Below are 17,758 nucleotides of genomic sequence, written 5' to 3'. Positions count from 1 at the left end.
AAGCGGGTGTTACGGCGCTGTCGTTTCCAACCAAACGATTGTCCTTGCGAACAAAGCGACGTTGCCCAGTCCTCCCTAACTTTTACCTCACGTTGTTTCCAGCAACTGCGCTGATGAGGTAGCCCATGCAATTACAAAAACAGCGAATAGCCGACGAGTTCAGGTGGCTGCATAGGCGCGACCTGGTGCCCGAAGAGTTTTTATCGTGGGTGCTCGAGTGGGCGGCGTGTGCACTGCGCGCCCGGCTGGCAAACGCACCAGGCAAAGCTGAGCGTGTTCTGAACATAAAATAACAAGGAGCCTGTGATGGAATCTGCAATCGATAAACACCTCATGTGCCCGCGCACGTTATCGCGCCGGGTACCTGATGATTACCAGCCGCCCTTCCCGATGTGGGTCGGCCGCGCTGATGAGCAGCTGACGCAAGTAGTGATGGCCTATCTGGGGGTGCAGTACCGGGGAGATAGCCAGCGTGAGCGGGCCTTGCAGGCGATGCGCGAGATTCTCGGCAGCTTTAGCTTGAGCGACGGCCCGCTGACTCACGACCTGACGCACCACACCGACAGCAGTGGCTACGACAACCTGATGATCGTCGGCTACTGGAAAGATACCGACGCTTACTGCCGCTGGTCACGCTCGCCTGAGGTGGATGGCTGGTGGAGTTCGCCGCAACGCTTGAATGATGGCCTTGGTTACTACCGCGAAATCACCGCGCCGCGGGCCGAGCAGTTCGAGACGCTGTATGCGTTCCAGAGCGATTTGCCCGGGGTCGGGGCGATCATGGACAACACCAGTGGCGAGATCGAGGAGCACGGTTACTGGGGCTCGATGCGCGACCGTTTCCCGGTGTCGCAAACGGACTGGATGAACCCGAACGGCGAACTGCGAGTCGTGGCTGGCGACCCGGCCAAAGGCGGTCGGGTAGTGGTGATCGGCCATGACAATATCGCCTTGATTCGCTCGGGCCAGGACTGGGCAGCGGCAGAAGCGGCTGAGCGCTCGCTGTACCTGGATGAAATCTTGCCGACCTTGCAGGATGGTATGGATTTTCTGCGCGATAACGGCCAGCCGCTGGGCTGTTACAGCAATCGCTTTGTACGCAATATCGACGCTGACGGCAATGTACTCGACATGAGTTACAACATCGGCCACTGGCGTTCATTGGAGAAACTCGAACGCTGGGCGGAATCGCACCCCACCCATCTGCGTATTTTCGTCACCTTCTTTCGGGTAGCGGCAGGGCTCGAGAAGTTGCGCCTCTATCACGAAGTCTCCGTGTCGGATGCAAGCAGCCAGGTGTTCGAATACATCAACTGCCACCCACACACCGGCATGTTGCGCGACGCAAAAGTCAGTTCCAACTAGCCCCCAACTCCACGTTTAGCCCCGCACCTGCCGTCCCTGCGGTAGTGGGGCTCTTTTTGCCCAGAATAAAGGACCTCTGTCCATGAAACAGCTCCGTTACCTGATGCTCGCGGCAGCCGTGCCAAGCGTGTGTGCGCAAGCGTTCGAAGTTGATCCGGGTGATTATGAAGCGCTGCCGGTGGGTGCAACGATCGGTGTGGTCTATTACCAGCATTCCACCACCGACAGCGCTTACGCCAACGGCCACAAAGTCAGCTCCGATTTCAACCTGACCTCCAACGTCGGCATCCTGCGGCTGCTGCACGTCTATCAATTGACTGATCGACTGACCCTGGAGCCGCAATTTCTGCTGCCGTTCGGCCGCGTATCGAGCAGCGGCGATGCCTCGGCCCTGGGCAACACCAGCGGCGTCGGCGACCTCACCCTGACGGCGCCGCTCAAGTACCGCTTGAACGAGGCCAACGACATCCTTGGCGCCACCGTTTACCTCACCGCCCCCACTGGCAATTACGACCGCGACGATGCGCTCAACCTTGGCGAGAACCGCTGGAAGGTCGATCTGCAGGCCGCCTACGTCAAACATGTGGGCGAAAAATGGGCTGTAGACCTGGTCGGTGATGCCATCTGGTACAGCGACAACGACGACTTCGGCTCCAGCTCTGCGCGCCGTGAACAGGAGGTTTCCTACGGGGCACAACTGATGGGGCGCTACATCGTCGACCCTGGCACTTCACTGGCAGTTGGCCTCGGTCACACCTGGGGCGGAGAGAACCAGATTGACGGAACGGCGCAGGACGACCGCGCCGAAACCACCAACTTGCGCGTCACCGCGAACAAGTTCTTCACCGCCAAGGACCAGCTGCAGGTGCAACTGGGCCGTGACCTCGCGGTAGAAAACGGCCCCAAGGAAAACTTCCGCCTGAACCTCAGGTACGTGCGGGTCTTTTAACCCAAGGCCCGACGGCACCAGCAAGCCCCCCCAGCAGATACGGAGCACCAGTACATGACTGATCAACAGGCAACCACTGAGCAGCAGCCCTCGTTGTATACCCGCCTTGGCGGCTACGACGCTATCTACCAGTTCGCCGGCGCGGTACTGCGCAAGACCATGGCCCACCCGGCGATCGGTCATATCTGGGCACATATGTCCGAGTCGACCTTCCAGAAGGAACACATCAACTTCGTCGATTTCCTCTCGCAACACTGGGGTGGCAACGCCAAGTACCGCGGCCGGGATATGGTTACCGCACACCGCGGCATGGGGCTTACCGAGGTTCATTGGCAAGCCACGCTGGATTGCCTGGAGGAGTGCTACAACGACTACAACCTGCCACCGGACCTACGCAAGGAGGTTAACGACTTCATGGTCAAGTTCAAACCTGCCGTGATCGGCAGCCCTTCCTACCGCGATGTGGTGCTAGCCAACCCCACGATGGACCCGGCCAAAGGCATGAAAAGCGTCGGCGTAGTGTGGCCCGGACGCACCGATTCGGCTGAGCAGGCAGCCGTGCCCAAGCTGGAGCCGTAAGCCCACCCGGCCACATTCAGGACGCACTCCACTTGGCGCAACGCAGTCCTGCTCAACAAAGCGACTGTCCTGCTCAACCAAGTGCCGCTCGCGCGCTGGCGCTAGCTTGTTACCAGGCCCAGCCGCGGCGAGCCTCTCGAACAGTCTTTTAACGGCCCCTGCGGCCTGCCACCGGAAACAGGACACCCCATGGCCATCATCCGCCCGACGCTCGAACAGTTGCAGGCCCTCGCCAGCCGCCTGCACATGCAGCTGACCCCCGAACAAGCCAGCGAATACCTGGCGCTCATGCAGGCAAGCCTCGACGCCTATGATCTGGTCGACGAACTGCCGGACTTCATCCCCTTGGTGCGCTACGAGCGCACTGCGGGTTACCGCCCCTCCAGCCGGGAGAACCCGTTGAACGCCTGGTACTACCGTACCGAGGTGATGGGCGCCAGCACCGGCAAACTGCTCGGCAAAACGGTTGCACTCAAGGACAACATCTCGCTGGCGGGCGTGCCGATGATGAACGGTGCCGCGCCACTGGCCGGTTTTGTACCGTCATTCGATGCCACCGTGGTTACGCGTTTGCTCGACGCCGGGGTGACCATCCTCGGCAAGGCCACTTGCGAGCACTACTGCCTGTCCGGCGCCAGCCACACCTCGGACCCGGCACCCGTGCACAACCCATTGCGCCCTGGTTTCAGCACCGGCGGCTCGTCGTCGGGCAGCGCCGCGCTGGTTGCTGCGGGCGAAGTTGACCTGGCGGTGGGCGGCGATCAGGGCGGTTCAGCGCGTATTCCCGCAGCGTGGTGCGGCATCTATGGCATGAAGCCGACTTTCGGGCTGGTGCCGTATACCGGGGTGATGGCGATCGAGGCCACCTTCGACCATGTCGGCCCGATGACCAGCAACGTGCGCGACAACGCGCTCATGCTCGAGGTCATGGCCGGTGCCGACGGCCTTGACCCACGCCAGGGCGTGCCCGAAGTAGATACCTATGGCAACTACCTCGAGCGCGGTGTACGCGGGCTGCGTATCGGCATCCTCCAGCAAGGTTTCCAGCTCGCTAACCTTGATCAGCGCGTTGGCGACAAGGTGCGCAGCGCCATCGCTCGCTTCGAGGCGTTGGGTGCAGTGGTCGAGGAAGTATCGGTTCCCGAGCATACGCTGGCGGGCTCGCTATGGAGCCCGATCGGCTGCGAAGGCCTGACCATGCAGATGATGCACGGCAACGGCGCGGGCTTTAACTGGAAGGGCCTGTACGACGTCGCCTTGCTCGACAAGCAGGCCGGCTGGCGGACCCAGGCCGACGCCCTGTCGCCCTCGCTCAAGCTGTGCATGCTGGTTGGCCAGTTTGGCCTGGAACACTACCACGGCCGTTACTACGCGAAGGCGCAGAACATCGCCCGTTTCGCTCGCGCCGGCTACGACAAGGCGCTGGAGCGCTACGACCTGCTGGTAATGCCAACCGTGCCCATCATCGCCCAGCCGCTGCCTGCGCCAGGTTGCTCGATCACCGAGAGTGTCTCGCGCGCGCTGGAGATGCTCGGCAATACCGCCGCGCAAGACATCACCGGTCACCCGGCCATGTCCATCCCTTGCGGCCTGGTCGATGGCCTGCCGGTCGGGCTGATGCTGGTCGGCAAGCACTATGCCGAAGGCACGATCTATCAGGCAGCGGCAGCGTTCGAGGCCGCGGTGGACTGGCGCACGCTGTGACCCAGGCAGCAGGCGCTGCGCCCCTGCAAAAAACAACTGGCACAACAACAGATTTCAACAACCGTGTTGGACGAGAGGAGTAATCCCATGACGGCAACTTCAACCCCTGGTGAGCGGGCACGCGCATTGTTTGCAGTGCTCAAGCGCAAAGACCTCATCCCCGAGGGCTACATCGAACAGCTCACCCAACTGATGGAACACGGCTGGAGCCCGGAAAACGGCGCGCGCATCGTCGCCAAGGCCTGGGTCGATCCGCAGTTTCGCGAACTGCTGCTCAAGGACGGTACGGCCGCCTGCGCCCAGTTCGGCTTCACCGGCCCACAAGGCGAATACATCGTCGCCCTGGAAGACACCCCGCAGCTGAAAAACGTGATCGTCTGCAGCCTGTGCTCCTGCACGAACTGGCCGGTGCTGGGCCTGCCACCTGAGTGGTACAAGGGCTTCGAGTTCCGTGCGCGGTTGGTCCGGGAGGGGCGCACGGTATTGCGCGAGCTGGGCACCGAGTTGCCCGGCGACATGGTGGTCAAGGTCTGGGACACCAGCGCTGAAAGCCGCTACCTGGTGCTACCGCAACGACCAGCGGGCTCAGAGCATATGAGCGAAGAGCAGTTGCGGCAACTGGTCACCAAGGATGTGCTGATCGGCGTCGCCCTGCCCCGCGTTGGCTGAGCAAGGCCGCCCAACCCCATTCAACTTCCGGAGTGTTCAATATGGATGGCTTTCACGATCTCGGCGGTTTCCAGGGCTTTGGCAAAGTGCCCCACCGCATCAACAGCCTGAGCTACAAGCAGGTGTTCAAGCAGGACTGGGAACACCTGGCCTACAGCCTGATGTTCATCGGCGTCGACCACCTGAACAAGTTCAGCGTCGACGAAATACGTCATGCCGTCGAACGCATTGACGTGCGCCAGCACGTCGGCACCGAATACTACGAACGTTATGTGATCGCCACTGCCACGCTGCTGGTCGAAACAGGCGTCATCACCCAGGCCGAACTGGATGAAGCACTCGGCTCGCACTTCAAGCTGGCCAACCCCGCCCATGCGCAAGGGCGTGCTGCAATTATCGGGCGAGCGCCTTTTGAAGTGGGCGATCGGGTCATCGTACGCGATGAATACGTGGCCGGGCATGTGCGCATGCCTGCATACGTGCGCGGCAAGCAAGGCGTAGTGCTGCACCGGACCACTGAACAGTGGCCGTTTCCGGACGCGATTGGCCATGGCGACCAGAGCGCTGCGCATCAACCGACCTACCATGTCGAGTTCCGCGTGCGGGACCTGTGGGGCGATGCCGCAGACGACGGCCTGGTGGTGGTAGACCTGTTCGAAAGCTATCTGGACAGGGTCGAAAGCCCGCGAGTGGTGCGCGCATGAGTGCCGGCGCCCAGGCAGGCCGGCTGCCGGTGACGGTCCTCTCAGGCTTCCTCGGCGCAGGCAAGACCACCCTGCTCAACCACATCCTGCGCAACCGCCAGGGCCTGAAGGTGGCGGTTATCGTCAATGACATGAGCGAGGTCAACATCGATGCCGCCCAGGTCCAGCGCGACGTTGCGCTGTATCGTGGCCAGGATGAATTGATAGAGATGAGCAACGGCTGTATCTGCTGCACCCTGCGCGCCGACCTGCTTGAGCAGATCAGCGCGCTGGCGCGCCAGCAGCGTTTCGATTACCTGTTGATCGAGTCCACCGGGATTTCCGAGCCGATGCCAGTCGCCGAGACCTTTGCCTTTCTCGACGTCAACGGTTTCAGCCTCAGCGAACTGGCGCGGCTGGATACGCTGGTGACGGTGGTCGATGCCAGCCAGTTCATGGCCATGCTCGACTCTCCCGAAACCGTCGCGCGGGCCGACGTCACCACGGATGACAGCAGGCGCCCGCTGGCCGATCTGCTGATCGAGCAGGTCGAGTATGCCAACGTGATTCTGGTCAACAAACGCGACCTGGTCGACGAGGCGCAGTACCAGGCCCTGCAGGCAGTTCTCGCCGGGCTCAATCCAGGCGCACAGATCCTGCCGATGGTGGCCGGCAACGTCGCCCTGTCGAGCGTCCTTGGTACCCAGCTGTTCGATTTGCCCAGCCTTGCCGCAGCGCCCGGCTGGATGAAACAGATGGACGCGCACGACACCCCGGCCGGCGAGTCGCAGACCTATGGCGTGACGTCATGGGTGTACCGAGCGCGCGCCCCGTTCCATCCGCAACGCTTGCTTGATTTTCTCGCCCGGCCCTGGCGCGACGGCCGTCTTCTGCGCAGCAAAGGTTATTTCTGGCTTGCCAGCCGCCACCGCGAAATCGGCTTGCTGGTACACAGCGGCCAGCAGTTTCAATGGGACTATGTTGGCCATTGGTGGAACTTCATCGACACGTCACAGTGGCCACAGGACAAGTATCGCTTGCAGGGCATCATGGCCAAGTGGGACAGCATCGTCGGCGATTGCCGTCAGGAGCTGGTGTTCATTGGCCAGGACCTGGATACCCAGACACTGCAACGCGAACTCGACCATTGCCTGCTGAGTGCAGAAGAAATCGCCATCGGTCCGTTGGCCTGGGCAAGGTTGCCAGGGGGCAGCGCGTTCGACAACCGGGCCTTGTCGGCCAGCAAGACGCAGTCATTACCGGCTGATGCCATTTTCTAGTTGGAGGTGCGGAGTACGTCTCGCCGAAAGTCGGCAACCGTTTTGCAGTGGCGAGGCAACCGGCCCCGTTAACCCCATCAGCTCGACATTGCACTCTGCCTGGCTGTTCATCTATTGGGCATATTTCCTGGCCCCGTAAACACAGATGACAGCACCCAGCGTCACGAGAAGCATCGTCCAGCTGACATGCTCGTGCAGAAGCAACGCTGCCAGCCCAAGCCCCATGAACGGCTGAAAGAGTTGCAGTTGGCCCACAGCCGCAATCCCCCCCTGGACGAGCCCTCGGTACCAGAACACAAACCCGATCAGCATGCTGAACAGTGAAACGTAGACAAAGCTGAACCACGCCGGGGCACTTACCCTGGCAAAGTCATCAGAGGCTGGAAGATTGACCACCGTCAGCAGCAGCATGAACGGCAACGCTACCAGCAACGCCCAGCTAATCACCTGCCAACCACCCAATGTCCGCGAGAGGCGCGCGCCTTCGGCATAGCCCAACCCACAGACCACAACGGCAGCCAACATCAGCAGATCGCCCACCGCCGACGCCTCGCCTCCGTTCATCAACGCATAGCCAGCGACCAACCCGGCACCTGTCAACGAGAACAGCCAGAACAAGGGCCGAGGTCGTTCACCGCCCCGCAGAACCGCAAATCCTGCGGTACACAATGGCAGGAGCCCGACAAAAACAATGGAGTGAGCAGAGCTTATGTGCTGAAGGGCAAATGCTGTCAGTAGCGGGAAACCGATAACAACGCCGAGCGCTGTTACGGCCAAAGGCGACAAATCCCGCCGTTTGGGCCGAGGCTGGCGTAGCACGATCAGAAAAAGCGCGCCCAGCATGGCGGCAATTGTTGCCCGGGCACAGGTGAGGAACGTCGGTTCGAAGTCGGCCACTGCCACTCGGGTTGCCGGCAACGAACCCGCAAAAATGGCGACACCTATGAAACCGTTGATCCACCCGCTTGCTGATTTTTCCATCGTTAAGTCCTCAATAAGCCAAGGCTCAGTACATCACCGACAGGCTCACCCAGACCATGTACAATCCAATACACTTAAACCAAACTGTTATGCATATGACTCCAGCACAGTTGAGGGTGCGATGAAACGGGACGGAACGCGTATTCGAACTGTCATGGGTGAAATCCAGTCGCGCATAGCCTCTCGAACCTACACACCAGGCGCAAGAATTCCCTCGGTGCGTGCGATGGCTCAGACCATGCAGGTGTCGGTTTCTACGGTGCTTGAGGCCTATGAAAGGTTGATGGCTGAGGGTGTACTCAATTCTCGTCCTGGCTCCGGCTTTTACGTAGCCGGGCCAGTGGCGCCCTTGTTACTCACCGAACTCGGCCCAAGGCTTGATCGTGAAGTGGACCCGTTGTGGATCTCGCGCCAGTCTCTTGACACCGCTAGCGATGCGTTGAAACCGGGGTGCGGTTGGCTACCTGCCTCCTGGATGTTCGAAGCCGGCTTGCGCAAAGCGCTTCGAACCGTTGCCCGTTCTGACACGTCGAAACTGACTGAGTACGCCTCGCCACTTGGGCATCTGCCTCTCAGACAATTCTTGTCACGGAAGCTGAAAGGCATCGGGATCGAAGCCCCTCTTGAACAGATCATGCTGACTGAGTCCGGCACCCACGCCATCGACCTGATCTGCCGTTTTCTACTGGAGCCGGGGGACACAGTGCTGGTCGACGACCCCTGCTATTTCAATTTTCACGCACTGCTGAAAGCGCACAGGGTGAACATCGTAGGGGTCCCCTACACCGCGACGGGCCCGGACATCGATGCTTTCAGCACTGCCCTGCTCGCGCATTCTCCCCGGTTGTACATAACCAATTCAGGCATCCACAACCCGACCGGCGCCAACCTGTCTCCGGTCACGGCACACAGGTTGCTAAAGCTGGCCGACACCTCCAGCCTGGTGATCGTAGAGGACGACATCTTCGGGGATTTCGAGAATGCGCCAGCGCCACGGCTGTCTGCCTTCGATGGCCTCTCTCGTGTCATCCAGATAGGTAGCTTTTCCAAGACCATCTCCGCTTCGATTCGATGCGGCTACATCGCGGCTCGCAGTGACTGGATCGAGAGCCTGGTCGATCTCAAGATTGCGACCACATTCGGGGGTGGCCGCCTGGCCGCGGACATCATCCATCTGGCGATTACCGATAGCGGGTACCGGAAACACATGGAAAGTGTTCGCCTCAGGCTGGCCGAGGCTATGGACAGAACGGTGGCGCGGCTTCGGGCCATTGGTATCAAGCCCTGGATAACCCCCCAGTCAGGCATGTACGTCTGGTGCCAACTCCCTCAGGGCAAGGATGCAGCAACGCTGGCTCGGGCTTGCTTGAATGAAGGTGTAGTACTGGCGCCCGGAAATGCGTTCAGCCAGTCGATGGCTGCGGGTGATTTCCTCCGTTTCAATGTCGCCCAATCGGCTGATGCCAAAATTTACGAAGTGTTGAAACGGGCGCTGAATGCTTAGTCGCGAAACTTCCTGTTTAACCACGTCAACTCACTCCGCCCAATCACGATGAACGCCCTATTTCGAGGAGGCGACGCTGTCGCTTCCTCGAAAAGGGACAAGGCGTTTCAGATAGCGCAAAGAGGGCAACATCAGCACAAATCAGGACACCCAGGATTCCACTTCTTCTGCCCCGTACTGGGCTTTCCATTCCTTGAGCAGCTTGTGGTTGCCACCCTTGGTCTCGATGACCTCTCCATTATGCGGGTTCTTGTACTGCTTCACTTGCCGAGCACGGCGTGGGGCTTTCTCTGTAGCCGCAGGAGCTGCGGAACGGCGACTGGCCTGAGGATCCAGGATGTTGATGATATCCCGCAGGCTGTAACCGTATTTGCTTAGCAGGTCACGCAACTTGGTCTCGAACTCAATCTCTTTCTGAAGCTCACCGCTGCTTTTCATGGCTTCCAATTCAGCCAACTGGGCCGCCAACTTCTGTTCAAGCTGTCTAAACTCTGCCAAACGCGACATGTGCATACTCCTGAATACGTGGATGCTGTTTAGAGAATCCTAACGCAGTTCAAGTTCAAACCAAAATTAAAATCAGCGGCCAGTCTTTTTCCTTCTTGCTGCTGCTCCCGTCCCCCCATTCTGTGACCGGAAGATCTACCGTCAGCTCGACGATTGGGTACATCTCCTTCTAGGCGCTGTATGAAAAACCTTGATACTTGGTGATGCTGCGTTGAGAACAGCCTCGGAATGCTCAATTACAAACCCGTAGACTCCGCTTACTCGGCTGTTTCGCCTTGCCTGAACTTCGTCTCAAGGTTTTCATACAGACCCTAGAACTCCACCTTCCCCCGCCCCGCCTTGACAGTGCTCCGCCTGGCTTTTCCTTCGAGGCGGCGGGTCTTCGAGCCGAGGGTCGGCTTGGTGGGGCGGCGTTTCTTTTCGGTCTTGCCTGCGGTGATGATCAACTCGGCAAGACGCGCCAATGCGTCAACACGGTTCTGCTCCTGGGTGCGGTACTGCTGGCCCTTGATGATCAATACGCCGTCGCCGGTGATGCGACTGTCACGCAGCGCCAGCAGCCGCGCCTTGTAAAACTCGGGCAACGATGAGGCCGGGATGTCGAAGCGCAGGTGTACGGCGCTGGACACTTTGTTGACATTCTGCCCACCCGCGCCTTGCGCGCGGATGTATGTGAGTTCGATTTCGGCATCTGGCAGATGCACGTTATTGGAGATAGTCAGCATGATAGGGCCCTTGTCATTGCCCATTATCACAGACTGCGCCGCTCCCCCATAGCACAATGCAGGGTTCTTTGAATCAGTGCGCAAGCCGACCCAAGCGAGCCCTCCACTGGTCGGGGCCCTGCACTTCATGCCAGCCAGCGCTAGAACGCGTGCGCCATCACAGCGTTGCGCTCTGCTTTACCGGCAGTTGTACACGAAACGTTGTTCCCACTCCGACCTGGCTTGATACGGTTATCTCCCCACCGTGTTTCTTTACAATGCCATAGGAAAGGGACAGGCCTAGCCCGGTGCCTTGGCCGACGGGCTTGGTGGTGAAAAAAGGATCGAAGATCTTCTTGATGTTCTCCGGTGCTATCCCCGCGCCTGTATCTGCAACTTCGATGCACACCCAGGCGCCTTGATGAGCAGTGCCCAATGTGATGGTGCCCCGCTCGGGGCCCATGGCTTGGGCGGCGTTGAGCACCAGGTTCATTATCACTTGGTTGATCTGCGACGGCAGGCATTCGACAGGGGGTAACGGCTGGTACCGTTTTACCAGGTCGGCTTTATGTTTCAGCTCGCTCGCGACGATGTTAAGCGTGGAGTCAATGCCCTGCTGCAAATCGGCTAATTGCCACTGCTGAGCGCTGTCAACCCGCGAGAAGTCTTTGAGGTCCTTGACGATATGCGCCACTCGACCGATTCCGTCCTTGGACTCCTTGATGAGGATCGGGATGTCTTCCATGAGGAATTCCAGCTCCGTCTGCTCACGAAGCCTTTGCAAGCGCCCAGTGGTTTCGTTTGCGCCGAGCCTCAGTTCGGCCTCGTGATAGGCGTCGAGCATCGCTACCAGTTGCTGGAAGTACCCTCCCAGAGTGCCCAGGTTTGAGGACACGAAACCGATCGGATTGTTGATCTCGTGCGCCACGCCGGCGGCCATCTGCCCCAACGAGGCGAGCTTCTCCGATTGCACCAGCTGGCTTTCCAGCTGCTTGCGCTCCTCGATCTCCTGCTGCAGCGCCTCGCTGGCTTGGGTCAGTTGCTGGGTACGCCGCTCTACCCGCTGTTCGAGCTGGTGCATTTTCAGCGAGGCTCGTTGGGTCATTTCCCACTTGGTCAGCAAGGTGCTGGCCATTTGCTGGACCTCGATGTTGTCGAACGGTTTTTTCAGGATCAGCAGGCGATCGTGGGCCTGCAGCCGGTCGAGCAACTCATCCCAGGAATAGTCCGAGTAGGCGGTGCAGACGACTACCTGCAACAGCGGGTCCTCTTCCCACAGGTGCTCAATGGTCTGAGCGCCATCCCATCCACCTGGCATTCGCATGTCGACGAAGGCTAACGCGTAGGGCTTGCTGGCCTGCAGCGCACGCTTCAGCAGGCCGAGTCCTTCCTCACCGCCATAGGCTGAATCGAGTTCGAATACCGGTCGTTCGTTCTTGACCTGCTCGCCGAACAACAACCCTTCCATCTCGTCCAGCTCAGAGTTCTGCGATTTGGCCGGGGCAAGGATCTTGCGAAAGTCCTCGTGGATAGTCGGCATGTCATCGATCAGCAGGATCCGGCGATTGATCATGTCACTCATGCAGGCTCCGTCACCGCAATCAGCGGGATCCTCAGGGTAAAGACAGCACCCAAGCCAGGGCCGTCGCTGTGTGCGGTCAGGTGACCATTCATCTCGATGGCGGCCAGGGCGCAACTGTGCAAGCCGAAGCCATGCCCGTCCTTGCGCGTGGTGAAGCCATGGGCAAAGATCTTCTGCAGGTTTTCAGGGGCAATGCCTTCGCCTTCGTCCAGCACGCTCATTTCCAGGAAGCCCCCCTCAACGATGCGCGTCCTGAGGATCATCGTCCGCGGCTCGCTGCCGGGGCCGGACATGGCGTACTTGGCGTTGCTGATCAGGTTGATCAGAATCAGCAACAACCGATGCCGGTCGCCCATCACCAGAGGCAGATCTGCGAAGTCGCGCACTACCCTAACTTGATGCCGGGTCAACGCGCCTGCGTTCATGCGCAGCGCGTCCTCGACCAGGTCGTTGACCGACAGCGGCTCTGGCACATTTTTAGCGCCGGCATAGGATTGCTGGGTGGCCACCACTTCCTTGATGTGGTCGATGCTCTTGTTCATTCGTTCCAGCTCGATCGCCATCTCCTTCTGTTCATCGGCGATCGCCTCGGTCAGCTGGTTGAGGTAGCCGGGAAGCAACCGGCCTCTGGGATCCTCGTCGAGAAACCGACCGATGTCAGTGGCATGCTCGCGGAACAGTTGCATGGCTTTGCCCAAACCCTGGGTTTTGCTGCTGCGCAACGTTCGAGCGATGAGATCAGAGGATGTGTTCACGCTGTTGAGCACGTTGCCCACGTTGTGCAACACATTGGTGGCGATCTCCGCCATACCTGCCTGGCGCGCGGCGTTGAACAGCTCGCTCTGAGCGTTCCGGAGCTCCAGGGTGCGTTCCTCGACCCGCTGTTCCAGGACGTCATTGGCGCTTTGTAATGCGTTGTTGACCCGTCTCACCTCGGCGAAGCTGCGCACCAGCAACGCAGCCAGGCAAATGACCGAGAACATCAGCAAGCCTGATAGCCATAACGTGTAGAGATGGTTTTTACGGTTGATCCTTTCAACCTGCTGTTGATCCCTGTCCAGGAGGCTGGTGATCGTATCCAGGCGTTCGTCGACCGGAATCGCCTCGATCTGCTCGAGCAGGCGGTTGACGACAGGTTGCTCGCGCAGGATCAACGCCACGTGATTGCTCAACAGATTGAGGGGCGTCTGGAATTCTTTGGGCAGGTTCTCCGTGTTAACAGCCAAGTTGCCTAACCCCACCTCTATCTCGGCAGCCCTTTCCACAGAGGTAACCTGCGCGAACTCCAGGGCACTTAGCAAGAGGTCATAAGTGTCAGTGACGAATACGTGTACCTCCTGCCGATTCGGGGCCAGCATGGTGTTGATCCGGGCCTGAATACCGTCCTCGGCGGTGGGTAGAAATGCCAACGAATTTCGCAGCAAGGCATTGTGCGACTTGAATTGCTCCACGAGCCGAGCCTTTTCCCCGAACGCAGAAAGAAAACCGTCATGGGCATCGCGCCACTGGTCTGAGTCATCGCGCCCTTGCTCGGCTTCCCGGCGGTCGAATCGTGCCCACAGCCGCTTCATCTCCTTGAGAGGGATCACAAGTGGATCGTAGTTATGGGAGACGGCTACCCGGGCCTTGAGCACCTCGTTTTCCCATACTGCATCCTGTTGCTTGAGCTGACGAATGAGATCTCGGGATTCGTTGTAGGTCTGGGTCTGCTCAGACCCGGAATTCAGGTACAAGTACAGCAGCATCGACGCCAGTACAAAGACCAACCCACTGAATAGAATCAGGCTTGTACGCCGAGAAATCACCCTCATGGCTGACCCGCCTTTTCAGCAGTAAGGGTTTTGAGAAACAGCATGATGAGCCTGCGGTCCTCATCGCTTGGGATTCGTCCAAGCTGATACTGGAACATCACGTCGATCGCACGCTCCAGCGTAGGCGCCGAGCCATCGTGGAAATAGGGCGCGGTCATCGCCACATTGCGCAGGCTCGGCACTTTGAACACACCCCGGTCGGCCTCCTCTCCGGTCACGTTGAAGCGGCCCTGATCCGCCTCGGTGGGGTGGCCGCGATCCGCGATGTAGTCGCCGAACACGCCAAATTTCTGGAACATGTTGCCCCCAATATTCACCCCTTGGTGGCAGGCGATGCAGCCATAGTCCTTGAAGCGCTGGTAGCCGTATTTTTCTTCCAGGGTGAGCGCTTCGGTATCGCCCTGCAGGTAACGATCGAAACGTGCACCAGGGGTAAGAAGCGTCCTTTGGTAATCGGCCAACGCGCTGAGGATGTTGTCCTTTGTCACCGCGTCCGGGTAGGCATCCTTGAACGCCTGACGGTAACGCACGTCTGCGGCGATGCGCTGCTCGATCACGCGCCAGTCTCCGCCCATCTCGTGAGCGCTGGTGATCACGGCATTCCCCTGCTCCTCGAGTGACTCGACCCGGCCATTCCAGAATTGTCGGAAATTAAGACTGGCATTGAGTACCGTTGGCGTATTGACCGCAAGCGGCAGGCCATCTGCACCCATGGAGAACGCCCGGCCATCGGCCCCGTACTTGTCCAGGCGGTGACAGCTGGTGCAGGACAGTGTGCCGTTGCGCGACAACCGCGGATCGTTGAACAGCTGGCGGCCCAGCTCGACACGCCCAGGTGCCAGAGTGGGAATCGGAGGCAGCGGCTTGAGCGGCTCGTCCAGCAGCTCGGCCCCGCTGTCCACACTCAGAACGAGTAGCACCCACAGGCTCAGGCAACGTCGCAAGCGCTGCGGGTGAAGAACGGAACGAAAACGACAGGTTGTCTGCGCGAACATCCGGGAGAATCCTTTTCCCTGGGCTTACGGATATACAGAAGGGTGGTGCCATGCCGTCAGGTTAGATGCCTTCCAGACAATTTGCCTGCCACCCGCCACGCCTTGCTCCGACACCTGTCGCGGAAAAATGATCTAGCCTTTGACCTAAGCACTCGTTGAGCTCGAGTGCTCCATCGATCGACCGCGTGAGGCCTGCCATGGAAGTGCAACCGAACCCGAACCCACCCTATCGGCCGACCGTGTTGCTAGTAGACGACGAGGAGTCGATTCTTAACAGTCTACGTCGGCTATTGCGTGGCCAACCCTATGACGTGAAGCTGGCGACCAGCGGCGAACAGGCACTGGCGCAAATGGCCGAGGGCCCGGTAGACCTGGTGATGAGCGATGCGCGTATGCCAGGTATGGACGGCGCCACCTTGTTGGCGCAGGTCAATCAGCATCACCCCTCGACCGTCAGGATCTTGCTGACCGGCTACGCCGACCCGAGCGCAATCATCAAGGCCGTCAATGACGGTCAGATCCACCGTTACATCAGCAAGCCCTGGAACGACGACGAATTGCTACTGACCTTGCGCCAGGCCCTGGAGCACCAGCATTCCGAACGCGAGCGCCAACGCCTGGAGCTGCTGGCACGTCGGCAGAACGCCCAGCTGAAACTACTCAATATCAACCTGGAGAAACGCGTCGCAGCCCGTACCACGGAGCTGCAACAGACCGCTGACATGCTCGATCTGGCCTACGAAGAGCTGAAACACAGCTATGTTACCGGGACCGAGGTGTTCTCGATGCTGGCTAATCTGCGGCTGCCTCCAGCCAAGCAGACCAATCGGCAGATCATCGAACTGGTGCGTTGCTACTGTCGGGCCCACGCCTTGGACGAGGCGATCAGCCGCGATCTGGCCATGGCTGCGGCGCTGTACAACATAGGCAAATTGAGTTGGCCGGATAGCATGATCGTTGCCCCTTCGGACCAGTTGATGCACAGCGACCGCGACCGCTATCGCGACTACCCACGCCAAAGTGAAGCGCTGCTGATGACCCTTGAGCCCATGAAAGATGCCGCGCGCCTGATCCTGCATCACCAGGAGCACTGGGACGGCAGCGGCTTCCCCGACCGGCTCAAGGGTGAAGCTATCCCGTTCGGCGCTCGCTTGCTCAAGCTGGCCGTGGACTTCGTTGAGCTGCAACGGGGTTTGATTCTTGAACGGCAGATGAACAGTGACGAGGCCTTGCTCTACCTGCGCAAGTATGCCGGCCGGTTGTATGACCCGGCGCTCCTAGAGGACTTCGTCCAGGTTTGCGCATCGTTCCACAGCGATCTCACCTTGGTGGACCCTGAAGTCCAGGTGTGTACCACGCGTGACCTGGCGCCGGGAATGGTGCTTGCGCGCAACCTGAACGCCGACAACGGCATGTTGCTGCTTAACGCTGGCAAGGTTTTGAGCGCCGCGCTGGTGGAAAAGCTGGTGGCCTTTGAATCGATGGAGGGTGGTAAGTACTGCATTTTCGTTCGGGTCCCCTCGAACGACCCTATAACGCCTGGAAGATCGGACTTGGCGCCGTGCTGAATGGAGGTGGGGCGCTCATTCAGCCTTGCACCTCCGGGACTGCACGTACAGCACGCCGTCCCCCGCCACACCGGCGATACGCCCAAGCGCTATGCTTTTTCTGGCAGGAGGGCCGCGCATGTGTGGAAGGTTGAGTCAGTACCGAGGCATACACGACTTTGTCGAAACCCTGAGCCTGCCAGAAGCCTGGCGGAACAACGTCGGCGACCAGCCACTTGGCCGGTACAACGTCGCGCCGACCACGCCGGTGGCAGTGCTGCGAGTGGATGAAGCAGGCCCGCGGGCGGACCTGGTGAGATGGGGCTGGCGGCCGCATTGGGCGACCGATCGTGCCGCGCCGATCAACGCCAGGGTCGAAAAGGTGGCACACGGCCCCTTCTTCCGGGCGATCTGGCCGCACCGAGGCATAACGCCGATCGACGGCTGGTATGAATGGGTCGATGAAGGCGGACCGAAGAAACAGCCGTACTACATCCGACGCCGGGACGGGCGCCCTTCCCTTTGCGCCTGCATCGGCCAGTTCGCTGGCAGCGAGCATGACGGGTTCGTCATCATTACGGCCGATGCCCAGGGCGGAATGGTAGATGTGCACGACCGCAGGCCAGTGGTTTTGGCCCCAGACCTTGCGCGTGAGTGGATGCAAACCGCGACGCCGGGCGAACAAGCCGAGCAGATGGCGCTCAACCTGGGCGAGCCAGCCGAGGCCTTCGAGTGGTATCGAGTGAGCACAGCCATTGGCAATGTGCGCAACCAAGGCGCCGAACTGATAGAGCCGCTTCAGTGAAGCAGTAGTAGACCATGCCGGCCCTAGTACCGGCAGCGCAACATCATGGACCACTGATGTGCAGGGTTTCAACTCGGGGGGCCGGGTCGACTT

The 17,758-nt window shown here is 59.9% G+C and carries 16 protein-coding genes; 10 read left to right on the top strand and 6 right to left on the bottom strand.

The window, feature by feature from the left end; all coding sequences use genetic code 11:
* Positions 1 to 306 precede the first annotated feature (306 nt).
* The 7 genes from QYE47_RS10855 (at position 307) to QYE47_RS10825 (ending at position 7,229) form a co-directional block, all read left to right on the top strand.
* Positions 307 to 1,365, top strand: a complete 1,059-nt coding sequence (locus QYE47_RS10855; RefSeq protein ID WP_070383886.1) for a phenylacetaldoxime dehydratase family protein — start codon at positions 307 to 309, stop codon at positions 1,363 to 1,365.
* An 82-nt stretch (positions 1,366 to 1,447) separates the two neighbouring features.
* On the top strand, positions 1,448 to 2,314 hold the full coding sequence (locus QYE47_RS10850; protein WP_014591137.1) for a transporter: 867 nt from the start codon (positions 1,448 to 1,450) through the stop codon (positions 2,312 to 2,314).
* Positions 2,315 to 2,368: 54 nt separating this feature from the next.
* Positions 2,369 to 2,893: a group 1 truncated hemoglobin gene (locus QYE47_RS10845; RefSeq protein WP_070383885.1), complete on the top strand. Its 525-nt coding sequence runs from the start codon at positions 2,369 to 2,371 to the stop codon at positions 2,891 to 2,893.
* Between the two features lie 189 nt (positions 2,894 to 3,082).
* Positions 3,083 to 4,597 (top strand): amidase, encoded by a 1,515-nt coding sequence (locus QYE47_RS10840; protein ID WP_070383884.1) that lies wholly within the window; start codon positions 3,083 to 3,085, stop codon positions 4,595 to 4,597.
* 87 nt (positions 4,598 to 4,684) lie between these two features.
* Complete coding sequence (gene nthA / locus QYE47_RS10835) at positions 4,685 to 5,266, top strand: nitrile hydratase subunit alpha (RefSeq protein WP_014591140.1); 582 nt, start codon at positions 4,685 to 4,687, stop codon at positions 5,264 to 5,266.
* Between the two features lie 41 nt (positions 5,267 to 5,307).
* Positions 5,308 to 5,970: a nitrile hydratase subunit beta gene (gene nthB / locus QYE47_RS10830; protein WP_014591141.1), complete on the top strand. Its 663-nt coding sequence runs from the start codon at positions 5,308 to 5,310 to the stop codon at positions 5,968 to 5,970.
* A complete protein-coding gene (locus QYE47_RS10825) occupies positions 5,967 to 7,229 on the top strand; it encodes a GTP-binding protein (RefSeq protein WP_070383883.1) in 1,263 nt (420 codons plus the stop codon). The genes nthB and QYE47_RS10825 overlap by 4 nt, the downstream gene beginning before the upstream one ends.
* Positions 7,230 to 7,340: 111 nt before the next feature.
* Here the strand turns inward: QYE47_RS10825 and QYE47_RS10820 are convergent, their stop codons facing one another.
* Positions 7,341 to 8,210, bottom strand: coding sequence for a DMT family transporter (locus QYE47_RS10820; protein WP_019438527.1), 870 nt, complete (start codon positions 8,208 to 8,210; stop codon positions 7,341 to 7,343).
* Between the two features lie 121 nt (positions 8,211 to 8,331).
* On the opposite strand from QYE47_RS10820, the gene QYE47_RS10815 reads away from it, so the two are divergent.
* Positions 8,332 to 9,714, top strand: a complete 1,383-nt coding sequence (locus tag QYE47_RS10815; protein ID WP_070383882.1) for a PLP-dependent aminotransferase family protein — start codon at positions 8,332 to 8,334, stop codon at positions 9,712 to 9,714.
* Positions 9,715 to 9,855: 141 nt separating this feature from the next.
* Here the strand turns inward: QYE47_RS10815 and QYE47_RS10810 are convergent, their stop codons facing one another.
* The 5 genes from QYE47_RS10810 to QYE47_RS10790 all read right to left on the bottom strand — a co-directional run bounded on the left by QYE47_RS10810 (position 9,856) and on the right by QYE47_RS10790 (position 15,313).
* On the bottom strand, positions 9,856 to 10,221 hold the full coding sequence (locus QYE47_RS10810) for a histone-like nucleoid-structuring protein, MvaT/MvaU family (protein ID WP_014591145.1): 366 nt from the start codon (positions 10,219 to 10,221) through the stop codon (positions 9,856 to 9,858).
* 311 nt (positions 10,222 to 10,532) lie between these two features.
* Complete coding sequence (arfB, locus tag QYE47_RS10805) at positions 10,533 to 10,946, bottom strand: alternative ribosome rescue aminoacyl-tRNA hydrolase ArfB (protein ID WP_010953846.1); 414 nt, start codon at positions 10,944 to 10,946, stop codon at positions 10,533 to 10,535.
* 157 nt (positions 10,947 to 11,103) lie between these two features.
* On the bottom strand, positions 11,104 to 12,507 hold the full coding sequence (locus QYE47_RS10800) for an ATP-binding protein (RefSeq protein ID WP_070383881.1): 1,404 nt from the start codon (positions 12,505 to 12,507) through the stop codon (positions 11,104 to 11,106).
* Positions 12,504 to 14,318, bottom strand: a complete 1,815-nt coding sequence (locus tag QYE47_RS10795) for a DAHL domain-containing protein (RefSeq protein WP_070383880.1) — start codon at positions 14,316 to 14,318, stop codon at positions 12,504 to 12,506. The genes QYE47_RS10800 and QYE47_RS10795 overlap by 4 nt, the downstream gene beginning before the upstream one ends.
* Entirely contained in the window at positions 14,315 to 15,313 is a 999-nt protein-coding gene (locus QYE47_RS10790) for a cytochrome-c peroxidase (protein WP_070383879.1), read from the bottom strand. Before QYE47_RS10790 ends, QYE47_RS10795 begins: the two co-directional genes overlap by 4 nt.
* A gap of 197 nt (positions 15,314 to 15,510) precedes the next feature.
* Here QYE47_RS10790 and QYE47_RS10785 point away from each other — a divergent pair, with 197 nt between their 5' ends.
* Both QYE47_RS10785 and QYE47_RS10780 read left to right on the top strand, forming a co-directional pair.
* Positions 15,511 to 16,881 carry an HD domain-containing phosphohydrolase gene (locus QYE47_RS10785; protein WP_014591150.1) on the top strand — a complete coding sequence of 457 codons (1,371 nt, stop codon included), beginning with the start codon at positions 15,511 to 15,513 and terminating at the stop codon, positions 16,879 to 16,881.
* Positions 16,882 to 16,999: 118 nt separating this feature from the next.
* The gene (locus QYE47_RS10780) at positions 17,000 to 17,665 is read left to right on the top strand and encodes an SOS response-associated peptidase (RefSeq protein WP_023389601.1); all 666 of its coding nucleotides are present in this window, start codon (positions 17,000 to 17,002) and stop codon (positions 17,663 to 17,665) included.
* Positions 17,666 to 17,758 lie beyond the last annotated feature (93 nt).

This window comes from Pseudomonas sp. 2,4-D (assembly GCF_030418155.1).
GTDB lineage: Bacteria > Pseudomonadota > Gammaproteobacteria > Pseudomonadales > Pseudomonadaceae > Aquipseudomonas > Aquipseudomonas alloputida.
Note: the sequence above shows the minus strand (reverse complement) of the source record. Positions and strands in the feature narration are given on the sequence as shown.

What these genes read in the sequence shown, in the direction of transcription:
- QYE47_RS10855 (WP_070383886.1), top strand. Translation starts at nt 307, where the DNA reads ATGGAATCTGCAATCGATAAACACCTCATGTGCCCGCGCACGTTATCG.
- QYE47_RS10850 (WP_014591137.1), top strand. Translation starts at nt 1,448, where the DNA reads ATGAAACAGCTCCGTTACCTGATGCTCGCGGCAGCCGTGCCAAGCGTG.
- QYE47_RS10845 (WP_070383885.1), top strand. Translation starts at nt 2,369, where the DNA reads ATGACTGATCAACAGGCAACCACTGAGCAGCAGCCCTCGTTGTATACC.
- QYE47_RS10840 (WP_070383884.1), top strand. Translation starts at nt 3,083, where the DNA reads ATGGCCATCATCCGCCCGACGCTCGAACAGTTGCAGGCCCTCGCCAGC.
- nthA (WP_014591140.1), top strand. Translation starts at nt 4,685, where the DNA reads ATGACGGCAACTTCAACCCCTGGTGAGCGGGCACGCGCATTGTTTGCA.
- nthB (WP_014591141.1), top strand. Translation starts at nt 5,308, where the DNA reads ATGGATGGCTTTCACGATCTCGGCGGTTTCCAGGGCTTTGGCAAAGTG.
- QYE47_RS10825 (WP_070383883.1), top strand. Translation starts at nt 5,967, where the DNA reads ATGAGTGCCGGCGCCCAGGCAGGCCGGCTGCCGGTGACGGTCCTCTCA.
- QYE47_RS10820 (WP_019438527.1), bottom strand. Translation starts at nt 8,210, where the DNA reads ATGGAAAAATCAGCAAGCGGGTGGATCAACGGTTTCATAGGTGTCGCC.
- QYE47_RS10815 (WP_070383882.1), top strand. Translation starts at nt 8,332, where the DNA reads ATGAAACGGGACGGAACGCGTATTCGAACTGTCATGGGTGAAATCCAG.
- QYE47_RS10810 (WP_014591145.1), bottom strand. Translation starts at nt 10,221, where the DNA reads ATGTCGCGTTTGGCAGAGTTTAGACAGCTTGAACAGAAGTTGGCGGCC.
- arfB (WP_010953846.1), bottom strand. Translation starts at nt 10,946, where the DNA reads ATGCTGACTATCTCCAATAACGTGCATCTGCCAGATGCCGAAATCGAA.
- QYE47_RS10800 (WP_070383881.1), bottom strand. Translation starts at nt 12,507, where the DNA reads ATGAGTGACATGATCAATCGCCGGATCCTGCTGATCGATGACATGCCG.
- QYE47_RS10795 (WP_070383880.1), bottom strand. Translation starts at nt 14,318, where the DNA reads ATGAGGGTGATTTCTCGGCGTACAAGCCTGATTCTATTCAGTGGGTTG.
- QYE47_RS10790 (WP_070383879.1), bottom strand. Translation starts at nt 15,313, where the DNA reads ATGTTCGCGCAGACAACCTGTCGTTTTCGTTCCGTTCTTCACCCGCAG.
- QYE47_RS10785 (WP_014591150.1), top strand. Translation starts at nt 15,511, where the DNA reads ATGGAAGTGCAACCGAACCCGAACCCACCCTATCGGCCGACCGTGTTG.
- QYE47_RS10780 (WP_023389601.1), top strand. Translation starts at nt 17,000, where the DNA reads ATGTGTGGAAGGTTGAGTCAGTACCGAGGCATACACGACTTTGTCGAA.